We start from the raw sequence: 26,281 nt of genomic DNA on the forward strand, positions 1-26,281 counted from the left end.
TTAACATTAATGTTTCTACACAAATTAGTATAACTGTTAAAAAAAGAATGAACAATATATTTAGCGAATAAGAATACATTTAAAATAATTAATGTTCGTCTTTTTACGTACGATTTTTGTATTACTAGGATTTATCTCATTATTTCCTTCTTATTTAAATTAAAATAAAATGAGATAAATCAAAAAAATAAGAGAGTGAGACAAAAAGCGTTTAGACCCGAATCTTCTACCTCGCATACCGTATCCCTAAGCAGCTAAAGCTGCAAGGGCTAAGGCAACTGGAACGAATAAGCGCAGTATGGTCATCGACCATCGAGCATTGTTCGCGAAGTGGACGTCGGGTCTGTTTTGGAGCACGTTTTAGAATGAATAATCGTATAAAAATAGGAGGCCAGGACTTTTGTCCCGGCCTCCTATTAACATCTATACTATTTTTTTGTAAAATTTAATGCTCTTCTTAATCAAATTCCTCCTAAAACAACACCTACGATATAAGCAACAAAAGCCGCCAAACCACCAACTACTAACATTTCAAAACCAGATTTCAGCCAATTTGATTGAGTAACTCTGGACTTTACGGCTCCAAGAATGAAGAGTGTTACTCCGGTAAGCAAAGAAGCAATTAAAAAAGTATTTTGCAACAATCCAGGTATATATATGGATAACACATAAATTAACAGTGGAACTACACCAAAAATACTAAAAGATAAAAATGTTGCTGCTGCATTTTTTATTGGAGAATCTTCTGTAAGGTCAGTTCCATAGTTCTCTTTCATTATTTGATTTACAAAAGGTTCTTCATATTTTGCAAGAGTATTTACTAGTACTTCAGCATCTGGTTGAGTAATCCCTTGATTTATAAATGAACGAATCATTTTGTTCACTTCATTTTCCTGATGATTCCTGATATCAGATTGTTTTTTTAAATGTAGCGTTTTTTCATATTCGTTTTGTGATTTTGTAGAAAGGTAATCTCCTACTGCCATTGAGAAACCATCTGCCAACAAATTTGAAAAACCTAAAATTAAAACTACTTTAAAGGATAACTCGCCACCAACACTTCCTGCTACTACAGCAAAGGTTGTTATGATTCCATCTAATCCTCCATAAACGATACTTTTTATATATTTCCCTTTACCATTATGAACTATTTTTTCCGGTTTATTCATTTTCATTCCTCCTTATGTTCAGTCAGCAAAAAAAATTTGAAGGAATACACTAATTTTTTCATTTTTAAGTCCCTTTTATTTAATTCCCCATGCTAAAAGTGATAAGTTCTATTACCCACGTCGTTAAAATTAGAAGTAGTAAACTAACCGAGAAAAGAAAGATTCCAAATAATAGATAATTATTTTTCTTTTGGATCACACTATCTTTAATAGAAAAAGCTACTATAAACAGACCTATACAACTTATTCCTATAGATCCAATCCTCTCTAAATCAGTAATGGTTGAGAAAAATAAATCATGCACCAGTAAGAAAAATTGTATGCACAAGAAAACTATCTTAGCTTTCTCCAATCTTTTACTCATATCATTCCTCCTTCAACCGAATTACACCACACTCCATGTGAATATGATAACAATATATACTGCTCATTACAATACTTATTTAATAAAACAATCATACTCTCTTTATCCATTTTTGAAGCAAGTTCGTTCATTAAGTTCAATATGCAACAGCATTTTCATCACATAAATAGGGTGAAAACAAGTAATTTCAACTGTTTACCTCTTTACTTCTTAATAAGCTTCATTCTGTCATTCTGGACTAGCTAACAAATTCTTTTCTACCCATATCTCTTCATCGGAATTTTTTATAATCATATCAAATGTTTTTCTGTATGGATGCATAAATAGTTCATATTGGATCCGACGTTGCTTATGAGACTGACGTAAAGCATTTATATCCGTACCTCTTTCCAAAACATCTCTTCCAACTCTTCTCATTAACTCTGTTTCATCATCTGTATAAAAGTAAATTTTCAAATCAATTAATTCAGGATCAACAAACGTCACACTCATTCCTTCTATAATGGTAACTTTTTTAGGAGAAATTAGTTCACTCTTGCTATAAAAAGTATCTATCGTGTAAAAATCTAACCCAGATTTGACCATGCGAATGTCTCTTTCTAAGGACACTATATGATGAGCATCTGGATGGCAAGCAGTCATTTTTGAATGATAATCTTTATTTTGATAACGATATTGAATCATGGTGTATTGTCGTAACTGTGACGTGATCATATAGGGATCTGTGTTGATATATGCTACTTCATTTAATCCTATCAAATGTGCAAGTTTAGTAGAAAAAGTAGTTTTCCCTGCAGCACCATGTCCTGAAATTCCAATAATCACCGGTTTATCCGACTTATTTATCCAATTTATGACTTCATCAAGTAGATTATTCATTTTCCCACCATTTCCTATCTATCTCTTCTTAGGCTTAAACGTTTATTTATAAGTTATAAACAGCAACTTTATTTTACCATTATTGAAAACGGTTTTCTCCAGATTTTTTAATTCATTCTAAAGAAATACCTACAACTACACAAAATAAAAAAAGCAGTACGGTCATTAAAAATGAATCCATACTGCTTTACAATTTGTATTTGGCTAAGCTAACTCAATACCACCTGTTACACCATAGATTTGGGCTGTAACGTAGCTAGATTTTGCAGATGCTAAGAATACATAGACATCTGAAAGTTCTACTGGTTGACCAGCACGTTCTAATGGAGCCTCTTGTCCAAATGTTGGAATAGCTTCACTTGGCTGTCCGCCAGAAATTTGTAACGGCGTCCATATTGGTCCCGGAGCTACAACATTTACACGGATGCCTTTTGGTGCTAATTGTTTTGCTAGACCACGGCTAAATCCATTAATGGCAAACTTAGTTGATGCATAGTCTAAAAGATTTGCGCTTGGGTTGTACCCTTGAACAGAAGATGTCGTAATAATCGAAGAACCCTCTGGAAGATAAGGTAAAGCAGCTTTTATTACCCAAAAAAGCGAAAATACATTTATTTCAAAGGTTTGTTTTAATTGTTCTGTCGTAAGATCTAGAATATCTTCCACAGCTTGCTGTTTTCCAGCAATTAAGGCTAGTATATCTAATCCACCAAGTTCTTTATGTGCTTGATCAACAAGTTGTTTACAAAATGCTTCATCACTTAAATCACCTGGGATAAGAATAACTTTTTGGCCTGCTGCTTCAATCAGCTGCTTCACTTCTTGTGCATCTGTTTCTTCTTCTGGAAGATAATTCAATGCTATATCGGCTCCTTCACGTGCATAAGCAATAGCTGCAGCTCGTCCTATACCAGAATCTCCGCCTGTCACCAAAGCTTTTTTCCCAACTAGTTGTTCATTTCCTATATAAGATTCTTCACCACAGTCTGGACGTGGATCCATTTTACTTTGTAAGGCAGGAGGTTCTTGATACTGCTTTGGAAAGTTTCCTGTAAAAAATTGATTTAATGGATTTTCTGAATTTGCATGTGTCATTTCTCTCTCTCCTCATAAATTTAATAATGAATATATTCATCTTAAAGTTCCCATGGACCAAGTTCAAATCATATGCCTCTAATTTCTACTCTGACTTGAACTAATGAATACACAAAACAGCCATGCAAAAGAACTGCATAGCTGTTGTCTATAATGTTTTTTCTAAAAATTAATTTATAGTGGCTTACTGTTATACCAGTCAGTTGAGTCAAGAAAAGCTAAGTTGTTTTTTTGCCATTTTATACCTGCTATCACTTTATTTGACTTGAACGTCAATTTCTTTTCACCCTTAACCTTCACAACTATTTTGTATTGTATCAGTCCTTTTTTCACTTTAAGGTATTCTATATCTTCATAAGGAATCTGAATATGTTTGCCTGAAAACTGACCCATCATTGTCAGCCCAACTAAACTAATTTCTTCTGAAGAAAAAAATAGTAAGTAGTATTGCATATCTATAAAAGATGCTAACGCTCCATAAGTAAAACTAGACATGATTCCTGGTTCTGTATACCCATAAACAAAATTTTGAGACACTGGAATATCTAGTGGCTCCATATAAGTTTCGATATTCTCTATTTTCATTGCTTCATTCACTATCACCAACTCCTTTTTACCATCTTATCTAAATCAGCCAGAAAAGGACAAGAATATCCTATTTCCTGTCAAATATTACTAAATTACAAGAAACCATGTTTTAGTTGCTATGTAACTAGATCAGTATAAGCATCTTATTCATTGGAACTAAAAATTTATAGAACAAGATATAAAAAAATCTCCATAATAATAAAATAAATGGCACCATAAAAGAATATTTGGGACACGATACTTTTTACAAAACGCTGCACATAATTCTCTTCTGGATTTTCCGGATTATAGTACACATCAAGAACAGATCCACGGGGAATCTCTTTTTCTAAAGGATTAAAAGAAATACGTGGATTGCGTTTCACACGCAATGTTGGTGCAAACTTATCTCCAATAACTTCTGCTTCTCCATAAAACGTAGCGGCTTTAACCATAATTCCTCGATAAACTAATTTTCCTTTATAACTTGTTCCATCAACCTCAAATTCAACTAAGGGATAAAACAAACCATTCCCACGAGCTTCATAACCATAAACCGTACCTGACGTTTTACTCGTACAGTTAACAAGCTTCTTATTATTGCGTTTCTTTAATAAGAACGCTACCAACATAAAAATTAGGACTAAGACAAACAAACCTAAAGAAAGCCAAAATTTCAATACTACCATCCTATCACCTCCTTACTACCAGTATAACAAAAGAAATAGCACTAAAGAGAAAGTGACCGCTAAAAAAACCTATACCGAAATATACTTCATCGGTATAGGTCTACTTCAATTATTATTTTCCTAAACCACCAAGGCCACCAGCAGCTTTTTTAGCTTCACTCATTAATTCTTTTTTCTCATTTTCATCAATATCGCCATCGTCGTGAGCTTGTTTAACATCCTTCACCAATTGGCCTGCTTTTTCTTTATCCACGTTTTTGAGTTTTTGTTTCAGTTCATCAAATTTCTGACTCATCTTAACATCTCCTCTTTCATCCATTTGTAGTACAAGTTAAGGATAAGAAAAACAGACATAAACTTCAAGAAATTTGATTTATACTTGAACGTAAAAAAAAGCAGCATCTTGAAAATCAGATGCTACTCTTCTTCCTCTTATAAAGTTATTTCTTATTGTTTGAATTTTTTTATCTAGAGTATCGACCTATTGAATAACCTTTAAAAATCCTTCTAAGAAATCAGCTGAATTTCCAACATAACTAAAATCTGAATATTTAAAGATAGGTGCTTCTGGATCTTTGTTAACAGAAATCACTAATTCAGCATTTTCTATCCCAGTTGTATATTGTACAGCTCCATGAATACCCAAATTAATCAATATTTTAGGCGCAATCGTATTCCCAGATTGTCCAATTTGATCATCTCCACTAAATTTAGGGTGATCAGTCAAAGGACGAGTTACTCCGATTTTTGCACCTAGTTTACGGGCAAATTCTTCTGCTAAAGAAAGTTCTTTAGCATCTATAGAACCTCGTCCTAGTGCAATGACTCGATCAGCATTAGCGATACTGTCGCTTTTAGAAATTAAAGGGGTTTCTTCTATAATTTTCACGCGTTTTGCTTCTTTAAAGATCAAATCACTTACTTCAGTTACAGTAACTGGTTTGCTGCTGTTTTTCTTAGCTTCAAAGGTATTTGGTCGGACAGAAGCCATTTGAGGTCGGTGGTTAGGACTGATAATTTCACACATGATATTATCTCCATACGATGGTTTTGTTTGAACCAACAATTCACTGTCAAATGATAAGTTTAAACAGTCTGAAGTCAAACCAGTATTTAACTTCGCTTGCAATCGAGGTGCGATCGAACGGCCTACAACTGTTGCACCAAAAAGAATGCTATTCGGTTGGCGACGTTCTGCTAATTCTGCCATTAAGCTGGCAACTTCAGAATCCATCGCATTTTCCAAACGATTATCCCTTACAACAACGATTTCATCAGGACCATATTCTTTGATAGCTTCTTCCAGTTTTTGGTCTGCTGATTCAAATAAAATCACAACAACCTTTTTATCGCCTGCAATTTCATTTGCTTTAGTTATTAATTGATAGGTAACAGGCTGGATGATCCCTACATGTTTTTCTGCATATACCCAAATTTCTTGGCTAGTCATTTTTCTCAACCTCTCTTAAAGTAAATTAGTGGCTCTCATTTGTATTAACAATTCACGAACGGCCTCATCAGCTGTTCCTGTAAGGAACGTTGTTGCTTTTGCTTCTTTTTCCGGTGCCCATACACTACGTACAACTGTAGGAGAGCCTTTTAAACCAATTCTATCAGCATCGACAGGCAAGCTGTTTTCATCCCAAATGTGAATCGTTTTTTTATAGCTTTGTTGAATGTTACGAGGCGTTGGGTAACGTGGTTCATTCATTTCGCTACGAACGGTTACCACTGCTGGCAATTGGAATTCAATTTTTTGTTGCATATTTTCTAATAAGCGAGTTGCAGTCATAGTGTTTTTAGTATGACTATGTAACTCACTGACAAATGTGATTTGTGGCCAGTCTAAAAATTCAGATACGATTGGACCAACTTGACTAGTGTCCGCATCTACAGATTGACGACCAAATAAGACTAAGTCTACATTTCCTAATTCCTTGATGGCTTGTGCTAAAACATAGCCTGTTGCTAAAGTATCTGCTCCGCCAAACTGACGAGAACTTAAAAGTACGGCATCATCACATCCCATGGCTAAGCCTTGTCGCAAAGTCATTTCAAAGTCTGGTGGCCCCATAGATAGAAGCGTAATTTCGCCTCCCCATTCTTCTTTTAATCGAAGAGCTGCCTCTATGGCATTCTTATCATAAGGATTCATAACTCCCGCTTCTCCAGAACGAACAAGGTTTTTAGTAACCGGGTCAATTTTTAAATTATTAGAAACAGGTACTTGTTTAATACATACTACAATTTTTAAGCTCATTAGAATTACTCCTCTCTCTCATTCACAACTTCTTTAGCTATTTCAATCATCATTTTTTCTAGTGATCCTTCGGCAAGTTGCAATGCCCGAGCATCACGAATTAAATGTTCCACAGGATACTCACGACTATATCCATACCCGCCTAACACTTGTAGAGCATGATCAGCTGCAATAACTGAAGCACGACTTCCATACGATTTCGCCATGGTAGATACTTTAGCGTAAGATTTACCTTCTGTTTTCAACTTAGCTGCCTCTTGATAAAGTAACTGTGTGTTTTCTTTTGCAATAGCAATTTCAGTGATTTTCGTTTGGATAGAATGTAATTGAACAATAGGTGTATCAATTGCATTACGTTTTTTAGCATAATCAACAGCAATAGTCAACGCATGTTCTGTGATACCAGCTGCGATTGCTCCCATCGAAATACGAGCATCATAGTGGGCATTATCTCCTATTTCCACACCTTGTCCTATTTTTCCTAACAGGTGATCTTCAGTAACCATCACGTTTTCTAAGAAAATTTCTCCCACAGGCGTACCAGTCATACCAATGAATTCTTCTCTCTTACCATGTTTAAATCCAGGCATATCCTCATCAACAAGGAAACAAGACAATTCATTTGGTGCTGTTTTTAAGAGCACACAGTACACTTCTGCTAAACCGCCATTGGTAATCATTGTTTTATTTCCATTTAAAACCCATTTATTTCCTTCTTTAATAGCACTAGCTGTAAATCCCATTACATTAGATCCACCTTGTGGTTCTGTTGAAGAGAATCCAAAGACACGGTGGTTTGCTTGCGGCAAATACTTTTCTTTCAATTCAGGTGTTGCATATTTCATTACTTGATCAACGGTTTTATAATGCCCTTCTAACGTAAAAGCTACACTCGCATTCCGAACAGCAAAATCATATACCGTTTGAGAACTAGCGATAGCATCGAATCCAGCACCACCATATTCTTCCGGTATGGTCAACCCTAAAAAGCCTGTGTTCACCATGTTGCTCCATAACTCTGAAGGGTACTCTCTGTGTTTGTCAATCCACATATCAAACGGTTTCACTTCTTTATCAGCAAAATCTGTAACCATCTGATGCAGCATTACTTGAGGTTGGGTCAATTTTATACTCATTATTTTCATTCTCCTTTTGTTCAATTATGCACAAGAATTTAAACACTTTTTTAACACGTTAATTATAACGTAATATTTTTTTGATAGACTTGATTTAAATCAAGTACAATCACCCTAAAAAAATTAATGAAGTCTTTTATATTTAGTAGAAAACTGGTAAACTAAAAACGAATTGTGAGAAATTATTGAGGAGATTACAAGATGAATAAAAGATATTTTAAATCTGATCATCATACTTATGAATGTCAAAAAACAGAAAATACTTGCATAGATTCTATCCCATTATTTCAATCATTATCAGCGGAGAAAAAAGAAAAAATCCATTCATTAATACAACACAAACACTACTCTCGCGGAGAAACGATCTATCGGCCTGGAGAAACTGCAGATTCCCTTTACGTATTAAAAAGTGGAAAAATACGCGTATACCGATTATCAGATTCTGGAAAAGAACAATTGATTCGAATCGTGACTCAAGGAGAGTTTACTGGAGAATTAGCTTTATTTAAAAAGGGTATTTACGAAGCGTTTACAGAAGCGCTAACAGACTGTTCAATTTGTGCTATTAAACATGCAGATTTTCATGAATTACTTTTACAATACCCCATGATGGCTGTTGAAATGTTAGCTACAATTTCTAATAGATTGGGAATGTCTGAGCAACAGACAGCTTGGGCTACTACTGAGACTGTAAGAGACAGATTATTACACTTTTTGATCAGTTTAGTCGATTCAAAGGAAATTGAACCCATTATTGAATTAAAGATGGCTAAAAAAGATTTAGCATCTTATTTAGGAACAACCTCTGAATCCTTAAGTCGAGAATTAGCTCGATTAGAAAAAGAAGGAACCATTGAAGAGATTGCTTATGGAAAAATCAAATTACTACACTATTCCTCTTACTAATTAAAAAACAGAAAATTATTCCTTCAGTTACTTCTAAAAAAGTTGATAAAGATCAATTATTTGATCGTTGATTCTATTTATACTATAGATATTAACTGATAGGAGGAAATATCATGAAAAAAGCCGTATATCAATTAGAACCATTAACTTGTCCATCTTGTATTAAGAAAATTGAAAGCACTTTAACTAAGACAGAAGGAATCGACTCCGTAAAGGTGCTATTTAATTCCAGTAAAGTAAGAACACAATTCGATGAATCTAAAATCGAAGCCAGTACTATTCAAGACACAATCCAAAAATTAGGTTACCCAGTATTATCTTCTAAATTCGCTTAGTAAGTTAAATCATATAGCATACTAAAAACATAAAAAAAGATCGCGATTTTTAAGTCGGGATCTTTTTTATATATAGGGTATTCTTATTTAAAGCAATTTATTTATTCTTAATTTCAATTATTTTTTTATCGACTTCTCAAATGCAAGATATCCTTATAAAGAACCGTAAAAAAACAGTTAATAGCTAATCGCCTATATTATATAATGAGGAAATTGCTACGGTTTTGTAAATGTTTAATTAGAATAAAAACAAAAATCTATCTACAAAAGCCTATTACAGCAATAGAATGGCAACGCTGAAGCGAAATAACCATAATCTTCTGCAACTTAACTCGAACAATACATCTGAAGTTGTTATACTTAACTCAACAAACATAAACGTTACAACTAAGAAAATTCTTTAATGGAGGGAAGAAAATGTCTAAAGACGCTATATATCCTAAAAATGTTGTTCCATCACATACATCCTGTGTTTCTTTAGTTCCTATTTTTAATCACTTAGAAAAGGAGCAGCTAGACGAAATAAAGGTAACCACTCAATCTGTTTCATACAAAAAACAGGAACTTATTTATCATGCTGGAGATGAATCGACTTCTCTTTATATTATTCACAAAGGAAAAGTTCGTATATATAGATTATCGGAATCTGGAAAAGAGCAATTAGTTAGAATTTTAAATCCTGGTGATTTTACAGGTGAAATGGCCTTGTTTTCTGAATCTACACATGAGACTTATGCAGAAGCCATGATAGATACAAAAATTTGTCGGATCGATCGTTCAGATTTACAAGACTTTCTATTGAAATATCCCTCTATTTCTCTAAAAATTTTGGCTGAATTTTCTAATCGCCTTGAAGCATCTGAAAAACAATCTTCACGCTTTGCAACAGAAAAAGTTGAAGCACGTATCGCCTTATTTTTAGTCGACATACTCAATGAAGAATTACCTAAAACAACTGAGGTCACTTTACCCATGAGTAAAAAAGACTTGGCTTCTTATTTAGGAACGACTCCTGAGACCATCAGCCGTAAATTCAATGAATTAGAAGATAAAGGTTTAATCAAACAACTGACACACAAACAAATTAAAATCATCGATTTAGATGGATTATTATTAGTTTAAGATAAAACCGTTTTATGAAATAGCCTAATTTTCAGTATTTCTTATATCGGTATAAATTTCTGTTTATATATGGATATCAAAAAGAGGCCAGATTATTATCTGACCTCTTTTTTCATGTTTGATTACTTAAGCTAATCTGTTACTCAAAAAAGTACAGTCTAGTTTCCTTATATGTTTTAAATCGTAATTTCTATCCAATTTCCTTCAGGATCGGCTACAACACTTTCATAGTACCCGTCTCCTGTCCAACGAGGTTGACCAATAACCGTATGCCCATCATCTGAAATAGCCTTGGTTAAAGCATTGACTGCTGGTTCGTTGCCCACGCTAATAGCTAGATGTGCCCAACCTAATGGTGTTTCTTCTGGTCGATAAGTAATAGTAGGTTGTTGCATCAATTCTAATCGTACTTCTGATTCAGAAAAAGTTAAAAAGTAACTGGCAAAACCTCGATTAGTGTTTTCATAACGTTCTCCAGATTGAGCTTTAAAATAAGTTTCATAAAATTGGCGCATTCGTTCAATATCTTTGGTCCATAATGCTACATGTGCTATTTTCATTTAGAGGCCTCTTCCTTGATTGTAGTATTTTGTTCATTTGCGATTTCTGTCCAGTAAGCAGCGTATTTATCTTCCCAGAAAGCTTTGTCTTCTTGAGTGATGTCTCGAATAACCCGACAAGGGTTTCCAACGGCTATCGTATTATTTTTCTCATAATCGACTCGTAAAGTCGGCTCAATGTAGATATCGCCTGCTTCATCTTCAAACGAAGTTCCTCCTACTTTATTTTTACTAATAAAAAACACGTTTTTAAATACGCTTTCATTTAACATTACACATTGCGCCGTTATCTATGTAATATAGTAATCTCCTTATTTCGTCTATATTTTTAAACCAAATAATTAATTCCTTTAGAAAAATAAAGTAAAAGTACAACTAACACTATCTTAGCATGAATAATTAAGGAATAAAAGATACTAAAACACGCCTTGAAGTATCCTAATATAACCCTTTATCGTTTACATAACGGATTCAATTACCTAACACTAGTGATCGACCAAAAGAATCTTTTAACACACAACTCAAAATCATTATCAAAGGATTAACAACAAATCGTGCATTAGTTGGAATTATTATAGCTACCATTCAAACTCCTGATATACTTTTCTTCATCTATCGTCTATCCATTAGGTGAAAAACAAGTTCACGAAAATACTGCTACACTTGCTGAAAGACACGAAAAAGCAGGTGGTAATCAAAAAAAGACCTGCAGACACACCTTCAAGTGAATCTTCTGCAGACCTATTTTCATAGTAAAAATTTAAATTGTATGTGGTAAAGCTTCTTCTGCTTCACGTGGAGCTGTCAGGATTACAGAAATTACAGCAATCACGACAAACAATACGTTAACCAATAATCCAGTCATACCAGCTAATTCAAAAGAATCATTTGCTGCTAATACTGAGTAAACACTAGATGAGATAGCGACACCAATAGCTCCACCTAAAGAACTAGCCATTTTGTATACACCAGATGCTACACCAACTTTACTTGCAGGTGCTGCAGAAATAGCTGTATCTGTAGAAGGTGTTGCATAAAAACCAAGTCCTAAACCATATAAAGCAAAACCCACAAATACAAGAACTGAATAAAAAGTACCTGGTATAAAGGTTAGAGACATTAGAAGAATCCCAACACCGGCAATGCTTGTACCAAGTAACATTGGTTTACGAGCACCATGTTTTTGTAATGCTTTTTCACCTAAACGAATAGATGACAATACACAAACTAGGTAACCAATTGTTAATAAACCTGATTGGAATGAAGAATATCCTCTACCCATTTGAACATACGTATTTGCAACAAACATCGTACCTGCAGATGCGTTTAATAAGAAGTTTGATAATGTTGCACCACTATATGCTTTATTTTTGAATAATGAAAAATCTATTAAGCTATTTGAATGTTTTGTTTCAACTTTGAGGAAAATAACAGTTGAAAGAATAAATACTACGATAAGGGCAATTGATACTGGGCTTATCCATCCAAGAGAAGAACCATTTGTAATATATAAATTGAACGTTAACATCATGATAACAAAACTAAATAATCCACCTAAATCGAAAGCTTTTTTCTCAGTAGAAACAACTTTACTTTCAGGTGTACCATTGATTAATAAATAACCAGCAATAGCAAAGATAATTGAAAAGATAAAAATATATCTCCATCCTAAGTAAGTGGCAATCACTCCACCGAATAATGAACAGATCCCTAAACCGCCCCAAGATCCAATAGACCAATAGCTAAGAGCACGTTGACGATCAGCTCCATCAAAATAAGTTTTCATAAGTGATAGTGTTGCGGGCATAATCGTTGCTGCTGAAAAACCTTGGATCACACGACCAATAATCAACAATACTGAACCTTGTGCAAATATTAAACATAAAGAACCGATAACACTTAAAACCAATCCAATTTTTGTCAGTTTCACACGGCCAAATTTATCAGCCATTGCCCCTGAACCTACCATAAACATACCTGAGAATAATGCTGTCAAACTAATAGCTATATTTAAAACACTGGATGAAATTCCTAGATCAGCTTGTACAGCTGGTCCAATATTTAACATCGTTTGTGCGAATAACCAGAATGTAATAACCCCAAACACAATACCAACAATTAATCTATTTGTACCCTTATAATTTGTTTCCATTTTCCTTTATTCTCCTTTTACTAGATAATCTACTACAATTGAACCCATTGCTTTTGCAGCAACAATTAAACTTGATTCACTAATTTTAAACTTAGGATGATGATGTGGATAAGCTTCGCCTTCTTCAGGAGCTGCACCCACATAAAAAAACATACTTGGACGTTCTTTTGCATAGTAAGCAAAATCTTCTGAAGGTGGTTGTGCATCACATAATTCAATTCCTTTTAGTTCAGGAATCGTTGTTTGTTTCAAATGACTGATTGTTTCTTCTGTCAACTCAGGGTCGTTATATAAAACAGGATAATCATTTTCATATTCCAACTCATACGTAACATCAAACATCGCTGCAATACCATCTAGTTTAGCGCGAATCTCTTTTTCAATAATCGTACGAACTTCTTCAGACATTGAACGCACATCACCGTCTAAGAGAACAGCGTCTTTGATAACATTGAATGATCCACGGCCATCAAAGTTTCCAATCGTAATAGACCCAACATCAAATGGATTTAAACGACGACTCACGATGGATTGAATAGCAACAACGAAATAACTAGCTGCTACGATAGCATCATTTGCTTTATGTGGAGAAGATCCATGTCCGCCCACACCTTGGATCTTGACATGAAAATTTGCACGTCCAGTTTGGATGTTTTCAGGACGGTAAAATAATTTACCTGTTTCCATTTGAGACATTACATGAATACCAAAAACATTATCAACGCCATCTAATGCGTGGTCTTCAATCATTTTTATTGCTCCACCTGGAGGTACTTCTTCAGCATGTTGATGTAAAACAACGATTTTTCCTGCTAATGAATCTTTTATTTCAATTAAAGATTCAGCTAAGATCAACATATATGCCGTATGTCCGTCATGCCCACAAGCATGCATCACACCTGGATTTTTAGATTTGAATTGGACATCTGCTTCTTCTTCGATTGGTAACGCGTCAAAATCAGCCCGAATGGCTACTGTTTTTCCCGGTTTACCAGAATCAATCGTTACTACTATGCCTCGTCCACCTACATTTATACGTACATTACAGTCTTTATCTTTATAAAAATCAGCAATATAGGCTGCCGTTTTTTCTTCTTGAAAAGATAATTCGGGATTTTCATGCAAATAGCGTCGTATTTCAATCATACGGTCTTGTTTTGCATTCATTTTTTCAAAAAGTACACTTTTTATAGATTCATTCATTTTTTTCTCCTCCTCATTTATCTTTCAGAGCGATTGAATTTGTTCTTTCGTTCTTTACTTTACTCTTCTATTCTAGTTCTGATTCAGAAAAATAGTAGGTCAAAACTTTACCCAAAAGGATTCTTTTTTGCCTTCGTCCTTTTCAGAGAATCCAAATGAAGTAAAGAAAAAGGTTCTTTTTTTACCTTTTTACTTATTTACGCAAAATAAAAGCTCTTATTCTACTGATCATCAGCAAGAATAAAAGCTTTTATTTATAAGTCAGATTCAATTTTTTTCAATTCGATAAAATGAATTGAATTGATATCCATATAGGCATAAAAAGACCATTTCTTTTCAATGATTTCATCATTTATTTCTACATCTGGAGTTGCAGTAGAAATAATGTATTTCATTACCTCTTGATTAATTCCATGCTTGCTGTTTATTTTTCTTAGATTGTCGTATAGTGCCCCATTTTTACGATCAAATTTAAACCGAGTAATTTGGTATTCACTTGGCTCTAGGCTATCAATAGTCACTTGTAATTCTTTACTATGTTGACGTAAGAACAATTCGTCAACTGAATAACGAGGATTAAAATTGCGTTCATGGAAAACAGCAATTTGATAACCGTCTTCATTTTTAGTCATGAGGTGATTCTCTCCCATAGATACGATTGTTCCATATAACCGCTCTTTAAAAAACATCGCATAATAAACCGGTCGTTTCCCATTGAAATAGTGGAAAAGTTCAAGTCCATCCGAAACAATATCTGTACTTTTATGGATTCGCTCATGAATTTCGTTGTTGATCCAAAAACCTAATCCTTGAACTTCTCGGCTTAATTCAATAACCGTATTAAAAATCAATGCTGCTCGGAAAAATGTTCCATTGATATACCGTGAGTCTCCGGTCAATGTATTCCACATATCAAGATATAAGGGCTTTTTGATTCCTTTTTTTTGAAGAAACTGTTTTAATTTTTTTGTTTTATTCATGTGATAATTTTGAGATTTAATAAAATTTTGGTCACTTGTATCCTCGAAATTGATTTCTGTATTTCGATTGGCATCAAAGCTGATAAAGTCAATCTGATGTGCTCGGTTCAATAACCACGTATGACTAGTTTCTATCGTTTCCTTTTCTTCATTAAAAGGTAAAAATACTCCTACTTGGCTATTCGCGGCTCTTTTTTTCACTATTCTTTGTAATGTCTCATATATATTTTCTAACAAGGATGAATCTAGCTTCGTTTCTTTAGGCGCATAAAATAAGATATGCCATCTTTGAACAAATTCTTTTCCAAACACTTGAATGGTATGATTTAGAAACGCCCTTAGCTTAGAAAAATAATCTTTAACATAAAGTATTTCATTTACATTGATGCGCAAGAATACACTAAAACCAAGATCTTTAATAGTTCGTAAAGCTAGATCAGAATTGGCGTAAATGGAAATTGTTGAAATGGTTTCATCTGTATTTACTTCTGGTAAGATCGTCGATCCGCTTATTAAATTTCGAATACCTATAAAATCTATTTTCATAGAGCTATCTGTCATCAAAACTTGTTCTTTTATATTCTCATTCAAAATATCTTTCAGCTCACCGATAAATACAATGTGCTTTTCATGTTCAAGTGTACTTTTTGATTGTTCTGTTGGTGAAATAGTTAATTTTTCACTGGTGAAATTATTGCCTAAAAGAGATTGATTCATTTCTTTATCACAATATTTTGTTAATTTAACTAGTACTTCAGGTGAGTCTAGAATACTAAATGTTCCACTATTTTGTTTAGTCATTTGCCTGTTTGGAATACCTTTTGTTTTGTGTTCTTTACGATAACTAGCAGGCGTTTGATTGTAAGTTGTTTTAAAAGCTAGAGCAAATTGTTTGGCTGTGGTAAACCCATTACGAGAAGCAATTTGAAAAATGGACTCTGATGAATGAACCAAATCCTCTTTACTATGCTTAAGGCGAACGCTAGTTAAATACTTAGAAAAGTTAACTCCAACAAATTGTTTGAAGTACCGTGAGAAATAAGAAGGTGATAAAAATTCTTTATTTGCCATATCTGTCAAAGACAAAGGTTCTCCGTAATTGTGTTCAATATAATTTAAAATACGCGTTATTCTTTCATCTTCTAATTCAATTTGTTCTTGATAAGGAATACTTTTTTTGAAAAATCGAATAATCATTAACAATACTTGGTAAAGATCACTTTGGACACTCACAGAACTGTCTTCACCTTTTTGTAAATGAGCAATCACCATTTTGGCTAATAGACGCCGTAATTGAGATAGAACTTCCTCGCGCCCATTATCAACTTTTTTAGAAAAGCATTCAAAAATATAATGATAGTAGGCTTCATATTGCATTTTGAAAAAGTGATTCGTAATAGATAAAGAAACAAGAATATTAGTTGAGTCTCCGGAAATACTGTAGATGGTATTTCGATTAATAATCAAGATATCACTTTCTTGCAATAGATACTTTTTGCCATCCATAGAAACAGTGAGACTTCCTTCAACCACAAATAAAAGTATCGTACCTGCGAATTGTCTAGATGACATAGATTGAATACTTTGAATGGTAATCTCAAAATCAGTTATAAATTTTTGCTCCATGCTATTCTCCTTTTCTGCAGATTAATCATATAGGATAACCCTTGAAAATTTTCTATAAATTATCCTAAAAACTTTTCTTAGTGTAACCTTTATTCTGCCACTTATTTTTTACAAACAGTCAATTTCATTTTTTTATAATATTAGATTAATTAGTGAGTATCAGATGCATTGCTATTATATGGGTCATTCCATCCGAAATCAAATACGTTTCATTTTTTAGTTTAGCTTATATGACAAAATCGACAATTTTTGTTCCTTACATACCCCGGAGATTAATTCTGGAGTACAAAAAATGTGGTATAGTAAAAGTGTTGTTTTTTAATTAGTTGTACCATGGAGGTATTTATTTGAACATTAATAGAAAGAAAAAAACACTTTTCCTCTATAGCTTTGTTTTATTCTGTGTCGTAATATCTTTATTATTTACACAAAATAATTTCCGATTTTACAAGCAACCGATAGTAGAAATTGTTACAGAAACACTTACTGGAAAAGAAAACTTTAACGATTCAACGTCTAACGACGAGTTATTCCATCAAACTTTAGTTGGGAAAATTAAGAATGGAGAGCAAAAAGATCAACTAATCTCATTAGAAAATACCTACTCCTCATCTGGAGCATTTGATCATCAATATCAAGTTGGGGATGAATTATTTGTTTCCATTAAAAAGAACAGTGATAGTTCTCAGTTAACCGGAACTGTTGATGGTCCAAAACGAGATAAATATGTTGTATACGCAGCATGTTTATTTGTACTGACTGTTTTACTTGTTGGGAAAAAGAGCGGCTTATTTTCGTTAATCAGTTTAATAGTCAATATACTTGTATTATACCTCGCATTGAACAGTTATATCCATTCAGAACAAGCCAGTCTATTGCTTATCTCCAGTGGATTAGTTGTTTTTTTCACGGTAACTTCTTTATTATTGGTTAGTGGAAAGAATGAGAAAACAGTTGCTGCTATCTTAGCAACTATAATTGGCACTTTTTCCGCTCTTCTCATAGCCTATATTGTAATGATGCTGACAGCAGAAAAAGGGCTGAGGTATGAGGAAATGGCATTTATAACAAGATCGCCACAAAAAGTATTCTTAGCTAGTATCTTAGTGGGTTCTTTAGGTGCTGTAATGGATATTGCTATTACAATAACCTCTTCACTTTATGAACTATATGATAAGGACAATAATATTTCACTAAAAAGCCTAAAAGAATCAGGGAATGAAATAGGTAAAGATATTATGGGAACAATGACGAATGTGTTATTTTTTGCCTATGTTAGTGGAGGTATTCCAATGATTCTGCTTTATTTAAAAAATGGTTCTACATGGGGATACACTTTATCAATGAATTTATCCTTAGAATTAACGAGGGCTCTTGTTGGAAGCATTGGGATCGTGTTGACTATTCCAATCAGCATCCACACTGCCATTTATTTCATTCATAAAAGGAGAAATAACAAATGAATGTATTAGTTTGTTTATCAATTATTCTATTTGTACTAATGAAGTCCATTAGCGGGGAAAAAGGGACAAAATCATTTATCGCTCTTTTTTTAAACTTTGGTGTAATCCTTTTGACTATCCTTCTAATGGCTAGAGAAGTGAGTGATCCTATTTTTTTAACCTTGATTGCTTGTCTGATCATTAGCTGCATCAATTTATTTTATATAAATGCGATCAATCTTAAATCAATCATCGCCTTTGGTGCTACAATCATCACCTTGCTTTTTTTAGTAGTAATTATTTTTATCATCGTTGGAAAAGCTAACATACAAGGATTTGGAATAGAAGAAATAGAAGAATTAAGTTTTTTTAACTTTTATGTAGGAATAGATTTCCTTAAGATTGCTATTTCTACAATCATTATGGGATCCATAGGGGCCATTACAGATACCGCTATTTCTATTTCTTCTGCAATGAATGAGCTATGGAAACATAATCCTAATTTAAGTCGATCCACTCTTTTTAAATCTGGTATGAATGTTGGGAAAGATATTTTAGGTACAACAACAAATACGTTGTACTTTGCCTTTATCGGCGGCTATCTAGCCTTAATCATATGGTTTAATGATTTATCCTACTCATTTGGTGAAGTGATCAATTCCAAAGTATTTAGTTCGGAAGTCATTTCCATTTTTTGTATTGGAACAGGTGCTATTCTGATCATACCCATTACCGCTGGGCTTACAGCATATTTCTTTACCAGACCTAAAGTTGAAGTTTCAGTAAATAAGAAAATCAGATAAAAGAAAATGAAAGTTCGCTCCAACTTAAAGGGTTCACTTCACTGTCTCTCTTACGTATAGCGTCGTTTCACGGAAGAGTGTTTCAAATCCGCTCTATTTTTCCATTAAAGGAGCGCTAGATTTGCTTTTTGGAGCACGTTTTAGAATAAACATTCATATATAAAGAAAGGGCTGAGATTTTTTATCTCAGCCCTTTCTTTTAATAATTCATTCTACTTTTTATAAATCTCCAGTTTTTTCTTGATACGTTTGCAATTGGTACATATCATAGTAAGTACCTTCTTTACTGATCAACTCATCATGGGTACCTTGTTCCACGATTTCTCCATCATTTAAAACTAAGATTTGATCTGCATCTTTAATCGTCGATAATCGGTGAGCAATAATCAATGATGTTCGGTTTTTGCGCATGTTAGATAAGCCTTTTTGAATTTTCTCTTCTGTTTCTGTATCTATATTAGCTGTTGCTTCATCAAGAATCAAAATTTTAGGCGAGCGCAGAATGGTTCTGGCAAAACTGATCAATTGCTTTTCGCCTGAAGATAAACTTGCCCCGCGTTCAATGACTTTAGACCCATAACCATTTTCCATAGTTGAGATAAAATCATCTGCATAGACAAACTCAGCTGCCTTCTTAACGTCTTCTTTTGAATATTTATCACTGTACATATGGATATTGTCTGCGATCGTACCGTAAAACAAGAAGCTATCTTGTAAAACAAGTCCCATTTTAGTGCGAAGTTCTTCTACGGGCATGTCTTTCAAGGAGTGGCCGTCAATACTAATTTCACCGTCGTGGTAATCATAGAACCGCATGAGTACATTAATGATCGAACTTTTCCCTGATCCAGTTTGGCCGACTAAAGCCACTGTTTCACCTGGCTTCACTTCAAAATTTATGTTACGCAAGACTTGTTTCTTTCCATCATAAGAAAAATTTAAATTGCTTACTTTGATATGTCCTTCAGTAATTTCAGCATGACTTCTGGCATCTGTTTCTGGAGCCAATTCCTTACTTTGAAGCAATTCTTGGACCCGGTGTCCAGAAACGATCCCATCTTGTAAAGAACTTAAACTGTTCATCATTTGACTGATTGGCTGGAAGAATGAGCGAGAATAAGCCGTAAAAGCATAAACTAAACCAATATCGACTGCACTTTGGTTCCAATCTTGGTAACCAAATATAAGCAGTACGATCACCAAAGCAAGTGATTCAATCACATTGATTGCCGGTGCTAGTAATAATGCATTCATACTGTACATGGAACGACGAGTAGCTACATACTCTTGATTGACCTCATCGAACTCTTTTATCAAGCGCTTCTCTTGATTGTATTTCTGGATGATACTCATCCCGCTGATTGATTCACTCAAATTTGCATTCAACTGACTCAATACTTTTCGCATGCGGCTGTACACAAGTGTACTCTTTTTCCGATAGATCCCTGCGATCCAAACAATGATCGGTGTGAACAGAATAAATACCAGTGCCATTCGCCAATTTAACGCAAACATGGCAACAGCAATCGAAAGGACATTAAACAACCCCGTAGAGATCGTTAAAAATACGGTCCAAAAATCTTTGATGGTCTCTGTATCATTTGTCACTCTGGAAACCACTGTACCAGCTGGTGTTTGATCAAAATACCGCATTCCAAGTGAAGTGACCTTTTCATACAGTTGGTTTCGTATATTTCCCACGGTTCTTTCTGAAGCTGTATTGAACAGAAAATCTTTTACATAGGCAAATACTGCCTTCAAAATCGTCAGCACCCCATAAAAAGTGACGACTCTGATGGTGATGTCCATGGTTGCAGTTCCATTTGCTAAATAAGTGTCGATATACCGCTGTATAATGATTGGCAAATACGCAGCGACTGCTGAACCTAGCGCTAAAAATAAAAATGAAAAGGCAAAGAGGAATTTATATGGTTTTGCAAAACGAAAGAGGCTGAGTAAAATAGACCAAGATTCTTTATTGGAGAAAGCCGTTTGTTTTTGGTTATCCAACTATACTCCCTCCTTGTCTAATTTTTTTTCGAGTTGTTGTTTATGGTACATGTCGTTATACCAACCTTTTGTTCCTATTAATTGTTGATGAGATCCGCGTTCGCTGATGCTTCCATTTTCCATTACAATAATTTCATCTGCATGCATGATCGAACTGATACGATGTGCAGAAATAATAGTTGTCTTGTGGCTTCGTTCTTGCTTCAATGAATTTAAAATAGCTTCTTCTGTATGAGCATCTACGGCTGATAAAGAATCATCTAAGATCAAGCATTCTGGCTCCACAGCTAAAGCTCGAGCAATCGCAATACGTTGTTTTTGTCCACCAGACAAAGAAACACCACGTTCGCCAACTTGGGTATCATATCCTTCTGGAAATTGCAGAATATCTTCATGAATATTTGCTGTTTTGGCATACTGCTCTACTTCTTCTTGAGTCAATGTTGGATTTCCAAAGCGGATATTTTCTCGAATCGTTGTGGAAAACAAAAAGTTTTCTTGCGGAACAATAGCAATGCCCTTTTTTAACGACTCTAATGCATATTCTTTTATATTGATGTCATTGTATGAGATTTTCCCTTCATACTGATCGTATTCACGCATCAATAATTTATAAATCGTGCTTTTACCAGAACCTGTTCTTCCAACGATTCCCAACATGTTCCCTTTTTCTAAATGAAAATTAATATTCGTTAAGGCTGGATGTATGTCGTCAGGATACGTAAAGGAGTTTAACTCAAATGCAATATCGCCATCTAAAGCTTCGCGATAAGGATTTTCTATCTCTACAATAGACGGATCATAATTTAATAAAACTTCTACTCTGTCATAAGCTGCACTTCCGCGTTCCAACGTATTGATCAGTCCACCTACAGCTAACAACGGCCATTGCATCATGCCGATGTAACTGATAAACGCTACTAAATCTCCAATAGAGATCCGTCCAGTTTGAACAAAATTCCCACCAACTAACAAGGCGATTACATACGTTAATCCCATGACGATCTCAATGCTTGGATTTAAAGCGGCTTTTAATTTGTATACTCTTTGATTTTTATCTACAACTTGTTGTGTTTCTTCTTTAAAAGCAGAAAAATCTTCTTTTTCTTCACCAAGTGTTTTTAGGACTTTCATACCTGTTACACTTTCCTGAACATGATCATTCATGGAAGAAAAAGCTTGCAATGCTCCACTATAACGCGCATGAATCATTTTCCCTAAATAAGTTGACACAATGATCAAAATTGGCAAAGGCAAAATAGATACCAGTGTCAGTTTCCAGTCAATGAAAAAGAACATTGAAAAGAGCGTTACACCACCTAAGGATAAAGCATCTGTTAAAGTCAGTACACCATCTGCTGCAACAAACCGAATAGCAGCCAAGTCATTTGTTGCATGAGCCATCAAATCTCCTGTACGATATTTATGATAGAACTCGGAGTCCATTCGTGTAAAAAATGAGAATAACCGATTGCGCAAAATGGATTCGATCAATGTCGAGTTTCCAAACAAAGCCATTCTCCATCCGTACCGCAATGCGTACATGACAAGGGAAAACAAGAGAATCAACCCCACCCAAAAAAGCAAGATCTTCCAACTCAATGTTCCAGCTATAAAATGATCGATAATCGTTCCAATGATCTTTGGATTCAAAACCTGTAAAATAGCACAAATAATTAAAGCAGCTACACCAAAAGAGTAACTTTTCCAGCGCAGTTTGAAAAACCAGCCGTATTTTTTAAAAGTAGTAAACATTATTTCGTTCCTTTCCTTTTCGTGTTTGGTCATAAAAAGAACAAATAGAATAGAAAACTTCTATTTGTCTTCAATAATCATTTTTTTGAATCTATCATCTTGAGATAACTTTGGTAGTTTTTATTCCCACCGGATAAGTTATAAACGTCTTTAAATCCATAGTTGAGCAACACATTTTGAGCAGCATTTCCCGTGACCCCTTTATTGCAATAAGTGACCGTCACAAGAGATTCATCTAATTCTTTGCTTCTTTCTCTTAATTCAGCTAAAGGAATGTGGAAAGCTCCTTCAATATGTTCTTTTTCAAAATCTTTTTTTGAACGTGTGTCAATAATTTGCAAAACTTCTCCATTCAATTGACGACTCACCAAATCAGCTGGCGTTAACAATGGGTTTCGTTTCAATGCATTATCCAGTGCCATTCCAGTATAGAGGACAGGGTCTTTCGTTGTAGCAAATGGCGGTGCATAAGCCAGATCAAGATGAAAGAGATCTTCTGCTTTGGCTTTAAACGTAATCGCCGTGGCAATCACATCAATTCGCTTATCGACTCCATTTTGGCCGATTGCTTGTGCTCCTAAAATACGTCCAGTATGTTTATCAACCAACGATTTGATCGTCAATTCTTTTCCACCTAGATATTCAGCATGATCCGGTTTGATACTGTATAAAACTTCAACTTCATAACCGGCAATTTTGGCCTCTTTTTCTGTTAAACCTGTTTGGCCAACATGCAAATCAAAAATTCTGAAGATTCCTGTTCCTAGTACACCTCTATGTTCCAGATTTCCGCCAGTCATCACATCTCCAGCAATTCGACCCATTTTATTAGCCGTTGAACCTAATGGACGATAAATCGGTTTTCCAGTAATAACTGAAAAGCTTTCTGCAACATCTCCAACAGCATATACATTTGAAAGATTCGTTTGCATTTTTTTATTTACAGCAATCGCTCCTGATGTCCCAATTTCCACGCCAATTTTCTTAGCTAGTTCAGTATTTGGGCGTACACCTGCAGATAAGATGACAATATCAGGTTCAATCGTAACGTCATTTGTCGTGATAACTCTCTCTACTGAAGTTTCTCCTTCAATCGTTTTTACAGTATCACTCAGGATAAGATGGACTCCTTTTTCACGCAACTGCTCCTCCACTCGAAAAGCCATATCTGCATCCATCGGCGGCATGATTTGATCTTCTAGTTGAACGATTGTTACCTCTAATCCTTTATTCACGAGTTGTTCTGTCATCTCTAAACCAATAAATCCGGCACCAATAATTAACGCTTTTTTAGGCTGCGCAACTGTAAAGTTTCCAATATCTCGAGCATCTTGAATCGTGCGAACTTGGAATACATTGTCATAGTATTTTTGGTTGAATGGAGGCGGAGTAAAAGGAGAAGCCCCAGTTGCAAAGACTAAAACATCATAGTCGTTTGCTTTCTTTTCTCCAGAAACAAGATCTGTAACTTCTATTTGTTTAGCAGCTGCATCGATCTTTGTTACTTTATGTTCTGTAAAGACAGAAACATTGTATCTTTTTTTAAACCATTCTGCATTTCTAGGCGTTAAGTCACTCAAGTTTTCGACTTCTCCACCAATTTGGTAAGGAATGCCACATACGGAATAAGAAATATCTTTTCCCTGATCGTAAACGACGATTTCAGCTTCCTCAGTATTCCGTCTAGCTTTAGCTGCTACAGATGTACCAGCAGCAACTGATCCAATCACAATAATTTTCATCTTACTCTTCTCCTTTTTTTGCTTCTTCCAAAATGAGATCTGCAGTTGACGAAGTTAGGTGAATAGTATCGGTGATCAATTGATTCATACGCTCTTCATTTAAAGAATAATGATGCCATGTTCCAATTTTTTCGACTGTTACCAAATCTGCAGTTAAAAGTACTTTTATATGATGAGATAATGTTGGTTGGGTAAAATCAAACTGCTCTAAAATATCGCAAGCACATAGTCTTCCGCAAGAAAGCATATCTATTATTTGTACGCGCTTAGGATCAGATAAAGCTTTCATTACTTTTGCATAAGAGTCGTAATCCACACCTAAACCTCCCTGTCCCTTATTCTATTCCTTTACTAATATAGATGATTTTCTATCTATGTGCAACTTTAACTAAATTAGCACTTAGTAAAAGCAAAAGATCCCCTCATAGAAAATACTGCATAGCTTCATTCAATAAAAGAATACACAGTCTCTTTTCATACAAAAAAACTAGCCTATATCAGATGATTTCTGATATAGGCTAGTTTTTTTGCTTTCATTCTTATCTAATTGTATTTAAAGCTTTAGTCCATAACAACAAGTCATCAAACATGCCTTGTGCATTTACTTTATTGTACTCATTTGGTTTGAAAACACTCATGTTTTCAAAGTCCGTCATTAATGAGAAGTTTGTTGTTGTGTGCACTGATGCTACACTCAATTCTCCTAAGATCACACGCATATTTTCGTGAGCACGTGCTCCGCCTAAACTGCCGTATCCAACTAATGCGGCTGCTTTATTCGCTACTTCTACTTTTAAGAAGTCGGTCGCATTTTTCAATGCTCCCCCTACTGCATGGTTGTATTCTGGAGTGATAAACACATATCCGTCAAATGAAGCCATTTTTTCAGACCATGCTTGAATAGCTGCGCCAGCTGTTGCTTGACGTTCTTCAGAAAGTTTAGCGCCTAATAATGGCAAGTCGTAATCTGCTAAAGCAACCATTTCATACTCGACACCTTCATCATTTCTGTTTACTGCAAATTCGTGGATCCATTCTGTTACTGCTGCTGAATTTCTTCCTTCACGTACGCTTCCTGAGATAATACCGATTTTCATATTGTTCGTCCCCTTTTCTTCTCGTGTTGTTTGTTCTGTTTTTCCGAATAATGCTTCGCTCATTCGAGTAAATACCGATTTGTTAGCCAATGCGTGCCCTCCATTACTGATTCATTAATTGAAGGTCACCCATCAATCAACACTTACATTTTGTAAGTACATGTATTAGTATGCCACAGACTAAAATTTATTTCAAGTCTAATTATTATTAATTAAAGTTTTTTACAAAAAATAAGTAAAAAAAATCAATTTTTTGCACCTTTCCTTCTATATAAGGCTAAATAAGATGACATCCAAAAAAATAACTAAATCATTTATGTGGGAACAATTGATTTGACAAAACAAATTAAACGTATTACAATTACCTCGAATTAGTAATATATTAATTA

The 26,281-nt window shown here is 34.6% G+C and carries 25 protein-coding genes; 5 read left to right on the forward strand and 20 right to left on the reverse strand.

All coding sequences use genetic code 11. From position 1 onward, the window contains the following. Positions 1–461 precede the first annotated feature (461 nt). The 10 genes from BR65_RS07315 to BR65_RS07360 form a co-directional block, all read right to left on the reverse strand. Positions 462–1,169, reverse strand: a complete 708-nt coding sequence (locus BR65_RS07315; RefSeq protein WP_034537598.1) for a VIT1/CCC1 transporter family protein — start codon at positions 1,167–1,169, stop codon at positions 462–464. Positions 1,170–1,248: 79 nt separating this feature from the next. Further along, the gene (locus BR65_RS07320; protein WP_023179168.1) at positions 1,249–1,533 is read right to left on the reverse strand and encodes a hypothetical protein; all 285 of its coding nucleotides are present in this window, start codon (positions 1,531–1,533) and stop codon (positions 1,249–1,251) included. Positions 1,534–1,761: 228 nt separating this feature from the next. Next, positions 1,762–2,412, reverse strand: a complete 651-nt coding sequence (locus BR65_RS07325; RefSeq protein ID WP_034537600.1) for a uridine kinase family protein — start codon at positions 2,410–2,412, stop codon at positions 1,762–1,764. A 204-nt stretch (positions 2,413–2,616) separates the two neighbouring features. Next, the gene (locus tag BR65_RS07330) at positions 2,617–3,507 is read right to left on the reverse strand and encodes an SDR family oxidoreductase (RefSeq protein WP_023179172.1); all 891 of its coding nucleotides are present in this window, start codon (positions 3,505–3,507) and stop codon (positions 2,617–2,619) included. Positions 3,508–3,681: 174 nt separating this feature from the next. Continuing rightward, positions 3,682–4,104, reverse strand: coding sequence for a hypothetical protein (locus tag BR65_RS07335; RefSeq protein WP_023179173.1), 423 nt, complete (start codon positions 4,102–4,104; stop codon positions 3,682–3,684). Between the two features lie 155 nt (positions 4,105–4,259). Continuing rightward, a complete protein-coding gene (locus BR65_RS13460) occupies positions 4,260–4,763 on the reverse strand; it encodes a DUF3592 domain-containing protein (protein WP_023179175.1) in 504 nt (167 codons plus the stop codon). A gap of 112 nt (positions 4,764–4,875) precedes the next feature. After that, positions 4,876–5,058, reverse strand: a complete 183-nt coding sequence (locus BR65_RS07345) for a hypothetical protein (RefSeq protein WP_023179177.1) — start codon at positions 5,056–5,058, stop codon at positions 4,876–4,878. 186 nt (positions 5,059–5,244) lie between these two features. Next, positions 5,245–6,213: an electron transfer flavoprotein subunit alpha/FixB family protein gene (locus BR65_RS07350; RefSeq protein WP_034537603.1), complete on the reverse strand. Its 969-nt coding sequence runs from the start codon at positions 6,211–6,213 to the stop codon at positions 5,245–5,247. 15 nt (positions 6,214–6,228) lie between these two features. Further along, positions 6,229–7,023: an electron transfer flavoprotein subunit beta/FixA family protein gene (locus tag BR65_RS07355; protein WP_034537607.1), complete on the reverse strand. Its 795-nt coding sequence runs from the start codon at positions 7,021–7,023 to the stop codon at positions 6,229–6,231. 5 nt (positions 7,024–7,028) lie between these two features. Beyond that, positions 7,029–8,159 (reverse strand): acyl-CoA dehydrogenase family protein, encoded by a 1,131-nt coding sequence (locus BR65_RS07360; RefSeq protein WP_034537609.1) that lies wholly within the window; start codon positions 8,157–8,159, stop codon positions 7,029–7,031. 201 nt (positions 8,160–8,360) lie between these two features. On the opposite strand from BR65_RS07360, the gene BR65_RS07365 reads away from it, so the two are divergent. From BR65_RS07365 to BR65_RS07375, 3 genes are all read left to right on the forward strand, one after another. Next, a complete protein-coding gene (locus tag BR65_RS07365) occupies positions 8,361–9,065 on the forward strand; it encodes a Crp/Fnr family transcriptional regulator (protein ID WP_034537611.1) in 705 nt (234 codons plus the stop codon). A gap of 113 nt (positions 9,066–9,178) precedes the next feature. Then, the gene (locus BR65_RS07370) at positions 9,179–9,400 is read left to right on the forward strand and encodes a heavy-metal-associated domain-containing protein (protein ID WP_034537612.1); all 222 of its coding nucleotides are present in this window, start codon (positions 9,179–9,181) and stop codon (positions 9,398–9,400) included. A 417-nt stretch (positions 9,401–9,817) separates the two neighbouring features. Further along, complete coding sequence (locus tag BR65_RS07375) at positions 9,818–10,522, forward strand: Crp/Fnr family transcriptional regulator (RefSeq protein ID WP_023179187.1); 705 nt, start codon at positions 9,818–9,820, stop codon at positions 10,520–10,522. Between the two features lie 176 nt (positions 10,523–10,698). Here the strand turns inward: BR65_RS07375 and BR65_RS07380 are convergent, their stop codons facing one another. From BR65_RS07380 to BR65_RS07400, 5 genes are all read right to left on the reverse strand, one after another. Then, positions 10,699–11,082, reverse strand: coding sequence for a VOC family protein (locus tag BR65_RS07380; protein ID WP_023179189.1), 384 nt, complete (start codon positions 11,080–11,082; stop codon positions 10,699–10,701). Beyond that, the gene (locus BR65_RS14025; protein WP_023179191.1) at positions 11,079–11,354 is read right to left on the reverse strand and encodes a hypothetical protein; all 276 of its coding nucleotides are present in this window, start codon (positions 11,352–11,354) and stop codon (positions 11,079–11,081) included. The genes BR65_RS07380 and BR65_RS14025 overlap by 4 nt, the downstream gene beginning before the upstream one ends. Positions 11,355–11,842: 488 nt before the next feature. Next, positions 11,843–13,234: an MFS transporter gene (locus tag BR65_RS07390; RefSeq protein ID WP_034537613.1), complete on the reverse strand. Its 1,392-nt coding sequence runs from the start codon at positions 13,232–13,234 to the stop codon at positions 11,843–11,845. Between the two features lie 6 nt (positions 13,235–13,240). Beyond that, the gene (locus tag BR65_RS07395; RefSeq protein ID WP_034537615.1) at positions 13,241–14,437 is read right to left on the reverse strand and encodes an amidohydrolase; all 1,197 of its coding nucleotides are present in this window, start codon (positions 14,435–14,437) and stop codon (positions 13,241–13,243) included. A 254-nt stretch (positions 14,438–14,691) separates the two neighbouring features. Next, a complete protein-coding gene (locus BR65_RS07400; protein ID WP_034537617.1) occupies positions 14,692–17,043 on the reverse strand; it encodes a helix-turn-helix domain-containing protein in 2,352 nt (783 codons plus the stop codon). Between the two features lie 347 nt (positions 17,044–17,390). Between BR65_RS07400 and BR65_RS07405 the strand changes: the two genes are divergently transcribed. Together BR65_RS07405 and BR65_RS07410 are read left to right on the forward strand one after the other, a co-directional pair. Continuing rightward, positions 17,391–18,506: a YibE/F family protein gene (locus tag BR65_RS07405; protein WP_034537619.1), complete on the forward strand. Its 1,116-nt coding sequence runs from the start codon at positions 17,391–17,393 to the stop codon at positions 18,504–18,506. Further along, entirely contained in the window at positions 18,503–19,288 is a 786-nt protein-coding gene (locus tag BR65_RS07410) for a YibE/F family protein (protein WP_034537620.1), read from the forward strand. The genes BR65_RS07405 and BR65_RS07410 overlap by 4 nt, the downstream gene beginning before the upstream one ends. Positions 19,289–19,507: 219 nt before the next feature. Here the strand turns inward: BR65_RS07410 and BR65_RS07415 are convergent, their stop codons facing one another. From BR65_RS07415 to BR65_RS07435, 5 genes are all read right to left on the reverse strand, one after another. Next, complete coding sequence (locus BR65_RS07415; RefSeq protein WP_023179199.1) at positions 19,508–21,298, reverse strand: ABC transporter ATP-binding protein; 1,791 nt, start codon at positions 21,296–21,298, stop codon at positions 19,508–19,510. Beyond that, positions 21,299–23,053, reverse strand: coding sequence for an ABC transporter ATP-binding protein (locus BR65_RS07420; protein WP_034537621.1), 1,755 nt, complete (start codon positions 23,051–23,053; stop codon positions 21,299–21,301). Between the two features lie 77 nt (positions 23,054–23,130). Further along, positions 23,131–24,795 (reverse strand): FAD-dependent oxidoreductase, encoded by a 1,665-nt coding sequence (locus BR65_RS07425; RefSeq protein ID WP_034537622.1) that lies wholly within the window; start codon positions 24,793–24,795, stop codon positions 23,131–23,133. Position 24,796: 1 nt separating this feature from the next. Further along, on the reverse strand, positions 24,797–25,111 hold the full coding sequence (locus BR65_RS07430; RefSeq protein ID WP_023179205.1) for an ArsR/SmtB family transcription factor: 315 nt from the start codon (positions 25,109–25,111) through the stop codon (positions 24,797–24,799). A 223-nt stretch (positions 25,112–25,334) separates the two neighbouring features. Further along, positions 25,335–25,982 carry an NADPH-dependent FMN reductase gene (locus tag BR65_RS07435; RefSeq protein ID WP_023179207.1) on the reverse strand — a complete coding sequence of 216 codons (648 nt, stop codon included), beginning with the start codon at positions 25,980–25,982 and terminating at the stop codon, positions 25,335–25,337. Between the last annotated feature and the right edge of the window lie 299 nt (positions 25,983–26,281).

It is taken from the genome of Carnobacterium inhibens subsp. inhibens DSM 13024, from assembly GCF_000746825.1.
GTDB classification, from domain to species: domain Bacteria; phylum Bacillota; class Bacilli; order Lactobacillales; family Carnobacteriaceae; genus Carnobacterium_B; species Carnobacterium_B inhibens.

Excerpts from the sequence above, each read along its gene's own strand:
- BR65_RS07325 (WP_034537600.1), bottom strand. The coding sequence starts at position 2,412 with ATGAATAATCTACTTGATGAAGTCATAAATTGGATAAATAAGTCGGAT.
- BR65_RS07390 (WP_034537613.1), bottom strand. The coding sequence starts at position 13,234 with ATGGAAACAAATTATAAGGGTACAAATAGATTAATTGTTGGTATTGTG.
- BR65_RS07410 (WP_034537620.1), top strand. The coding sequence starts at position 18,503 with ATGAATGTATTAGTTTGTTTATCAATTATTCTATTTGTACTAATGAAG.
- BR65_RS07320 (WP_023179168.1), bottom strand. The coding sequence starts at position 1,533 with ATGAGTAAAAGATTGGAGAAAGCTAAGATAGTTTTCTTGTGCATACAA.
- BR65_RS07400 (WP_034537617.1), bottom strand. The coding sequence starts at position 17,043 with ATGGAGCAAAAATTTATAACTGATTTTGAGATTACCATTCAAAGTATT.
- BR65_RS07360 (WP_034537609.1), bottom strand. The coding sequence starts at position 8,159 with ATGAGTATAAAATTGACCCAACCTCAAGTAATGCTGCATCAGATGGTT.
- BR65_RS07380 (WP_023179189.1), bottom strand. The coding sequence starts at position 11,082 with ATGAAAATAGCACATGTAGCATTATGGACCAAAGATATTGAACGAATG.
- BR65_RS07350 (WP_034537603.1), bottom strand. The coding sequence starts at position 6,213 with ATGACTAGCCAAGAAATTTGGGTATATGCAGAAAAACATGTAGGGATC.
- BR65_RS14025 (WP_023179191.1), bottom strand. The coding sequence starts at position 11,354 with ATGTTAAATGAAAGCGTATTTAAAAACGTGTTTTTTATTAGTAAAAAT.
- BR65_RS13460 (WP_023179175.1), bottom strand. The coding sequence starts at position 4,763 with ATGGTAGTATTGAAATTTTGGCTTTCTTTAGGTTTGTTTGTCTTAGTC.
- BR65_RS07355 (WP_034537607.1), bottom strand. The coding sequence starts at position 7,023 with ATGAGCTTAAAAATTGTAGTATGTATTAAACAAGTACCTGTTTCTAAT.
- BR65_RS07370 (WP_034537612.1), top strand. The coding sequence starts at position 9,179 with ATGAAAAAAGCCGTATATCAATTAGAACCATTAACTTGTCCATCTTGT.
- BR65_RS07345 (WP_023179177.1), bottom strand. The coding sequence starts at position 5,058 with ATGAGTCAGAAATTTGATGAACTGAAACAAAAACTCAAAAACGTGGAT.
- BR65_RS07315 (WP_034537598.1), bottom strand. The coding sequence starts at position 1,169 with ATGAATAAACCGGAAAAAATAGTTCATAATGGTAAAGGGAAATATATA.
- BR65_RS07420 (WP_034537621.1), bottom strand. The coding sequence starts at position 23,053 with ATGTTTACTACTTTTAAAAAATACGGCTGGTTTTTCAAACTGCGCTGG.
- BR65_RS07365 (WP_034537611.1), top strand. The coding sequence starts at position 8,361 with ATGAATAAAAGATATTTTAAATCTGATCATCATACTTATGAATGTCAA.
- BR65_RS07395 (WP_034537615.1), bottom strand. The coding sequence starts at position 14,437 with ATGAATGAATCTATAAAAAGTGTACTTTTTGAAAAAATGAATGCAAAA.
- BR65_RS07425 (WP_034537622.1), bottom strand. The coding sequence starts at position 24,795 with ATGAAAATTATTGTGATTGGATCAGTTGCTGCTGGTACATCTGTAGCA.
- BR65_RS07375 (WP_023179187.1), top strand. The coding sequence starts at position 9,818 with ATGTCTAAAGACGCTATATATCCTAAAAATGTTGTTCCATCACATACA.
- BR65_RS07330 (WP_023179172.1), bottom strand. The coding sequence starts at position 3,507 with ATGACACATGCAAATTCAGAAAATCCATTAAATCAATTTTTTACAGGA.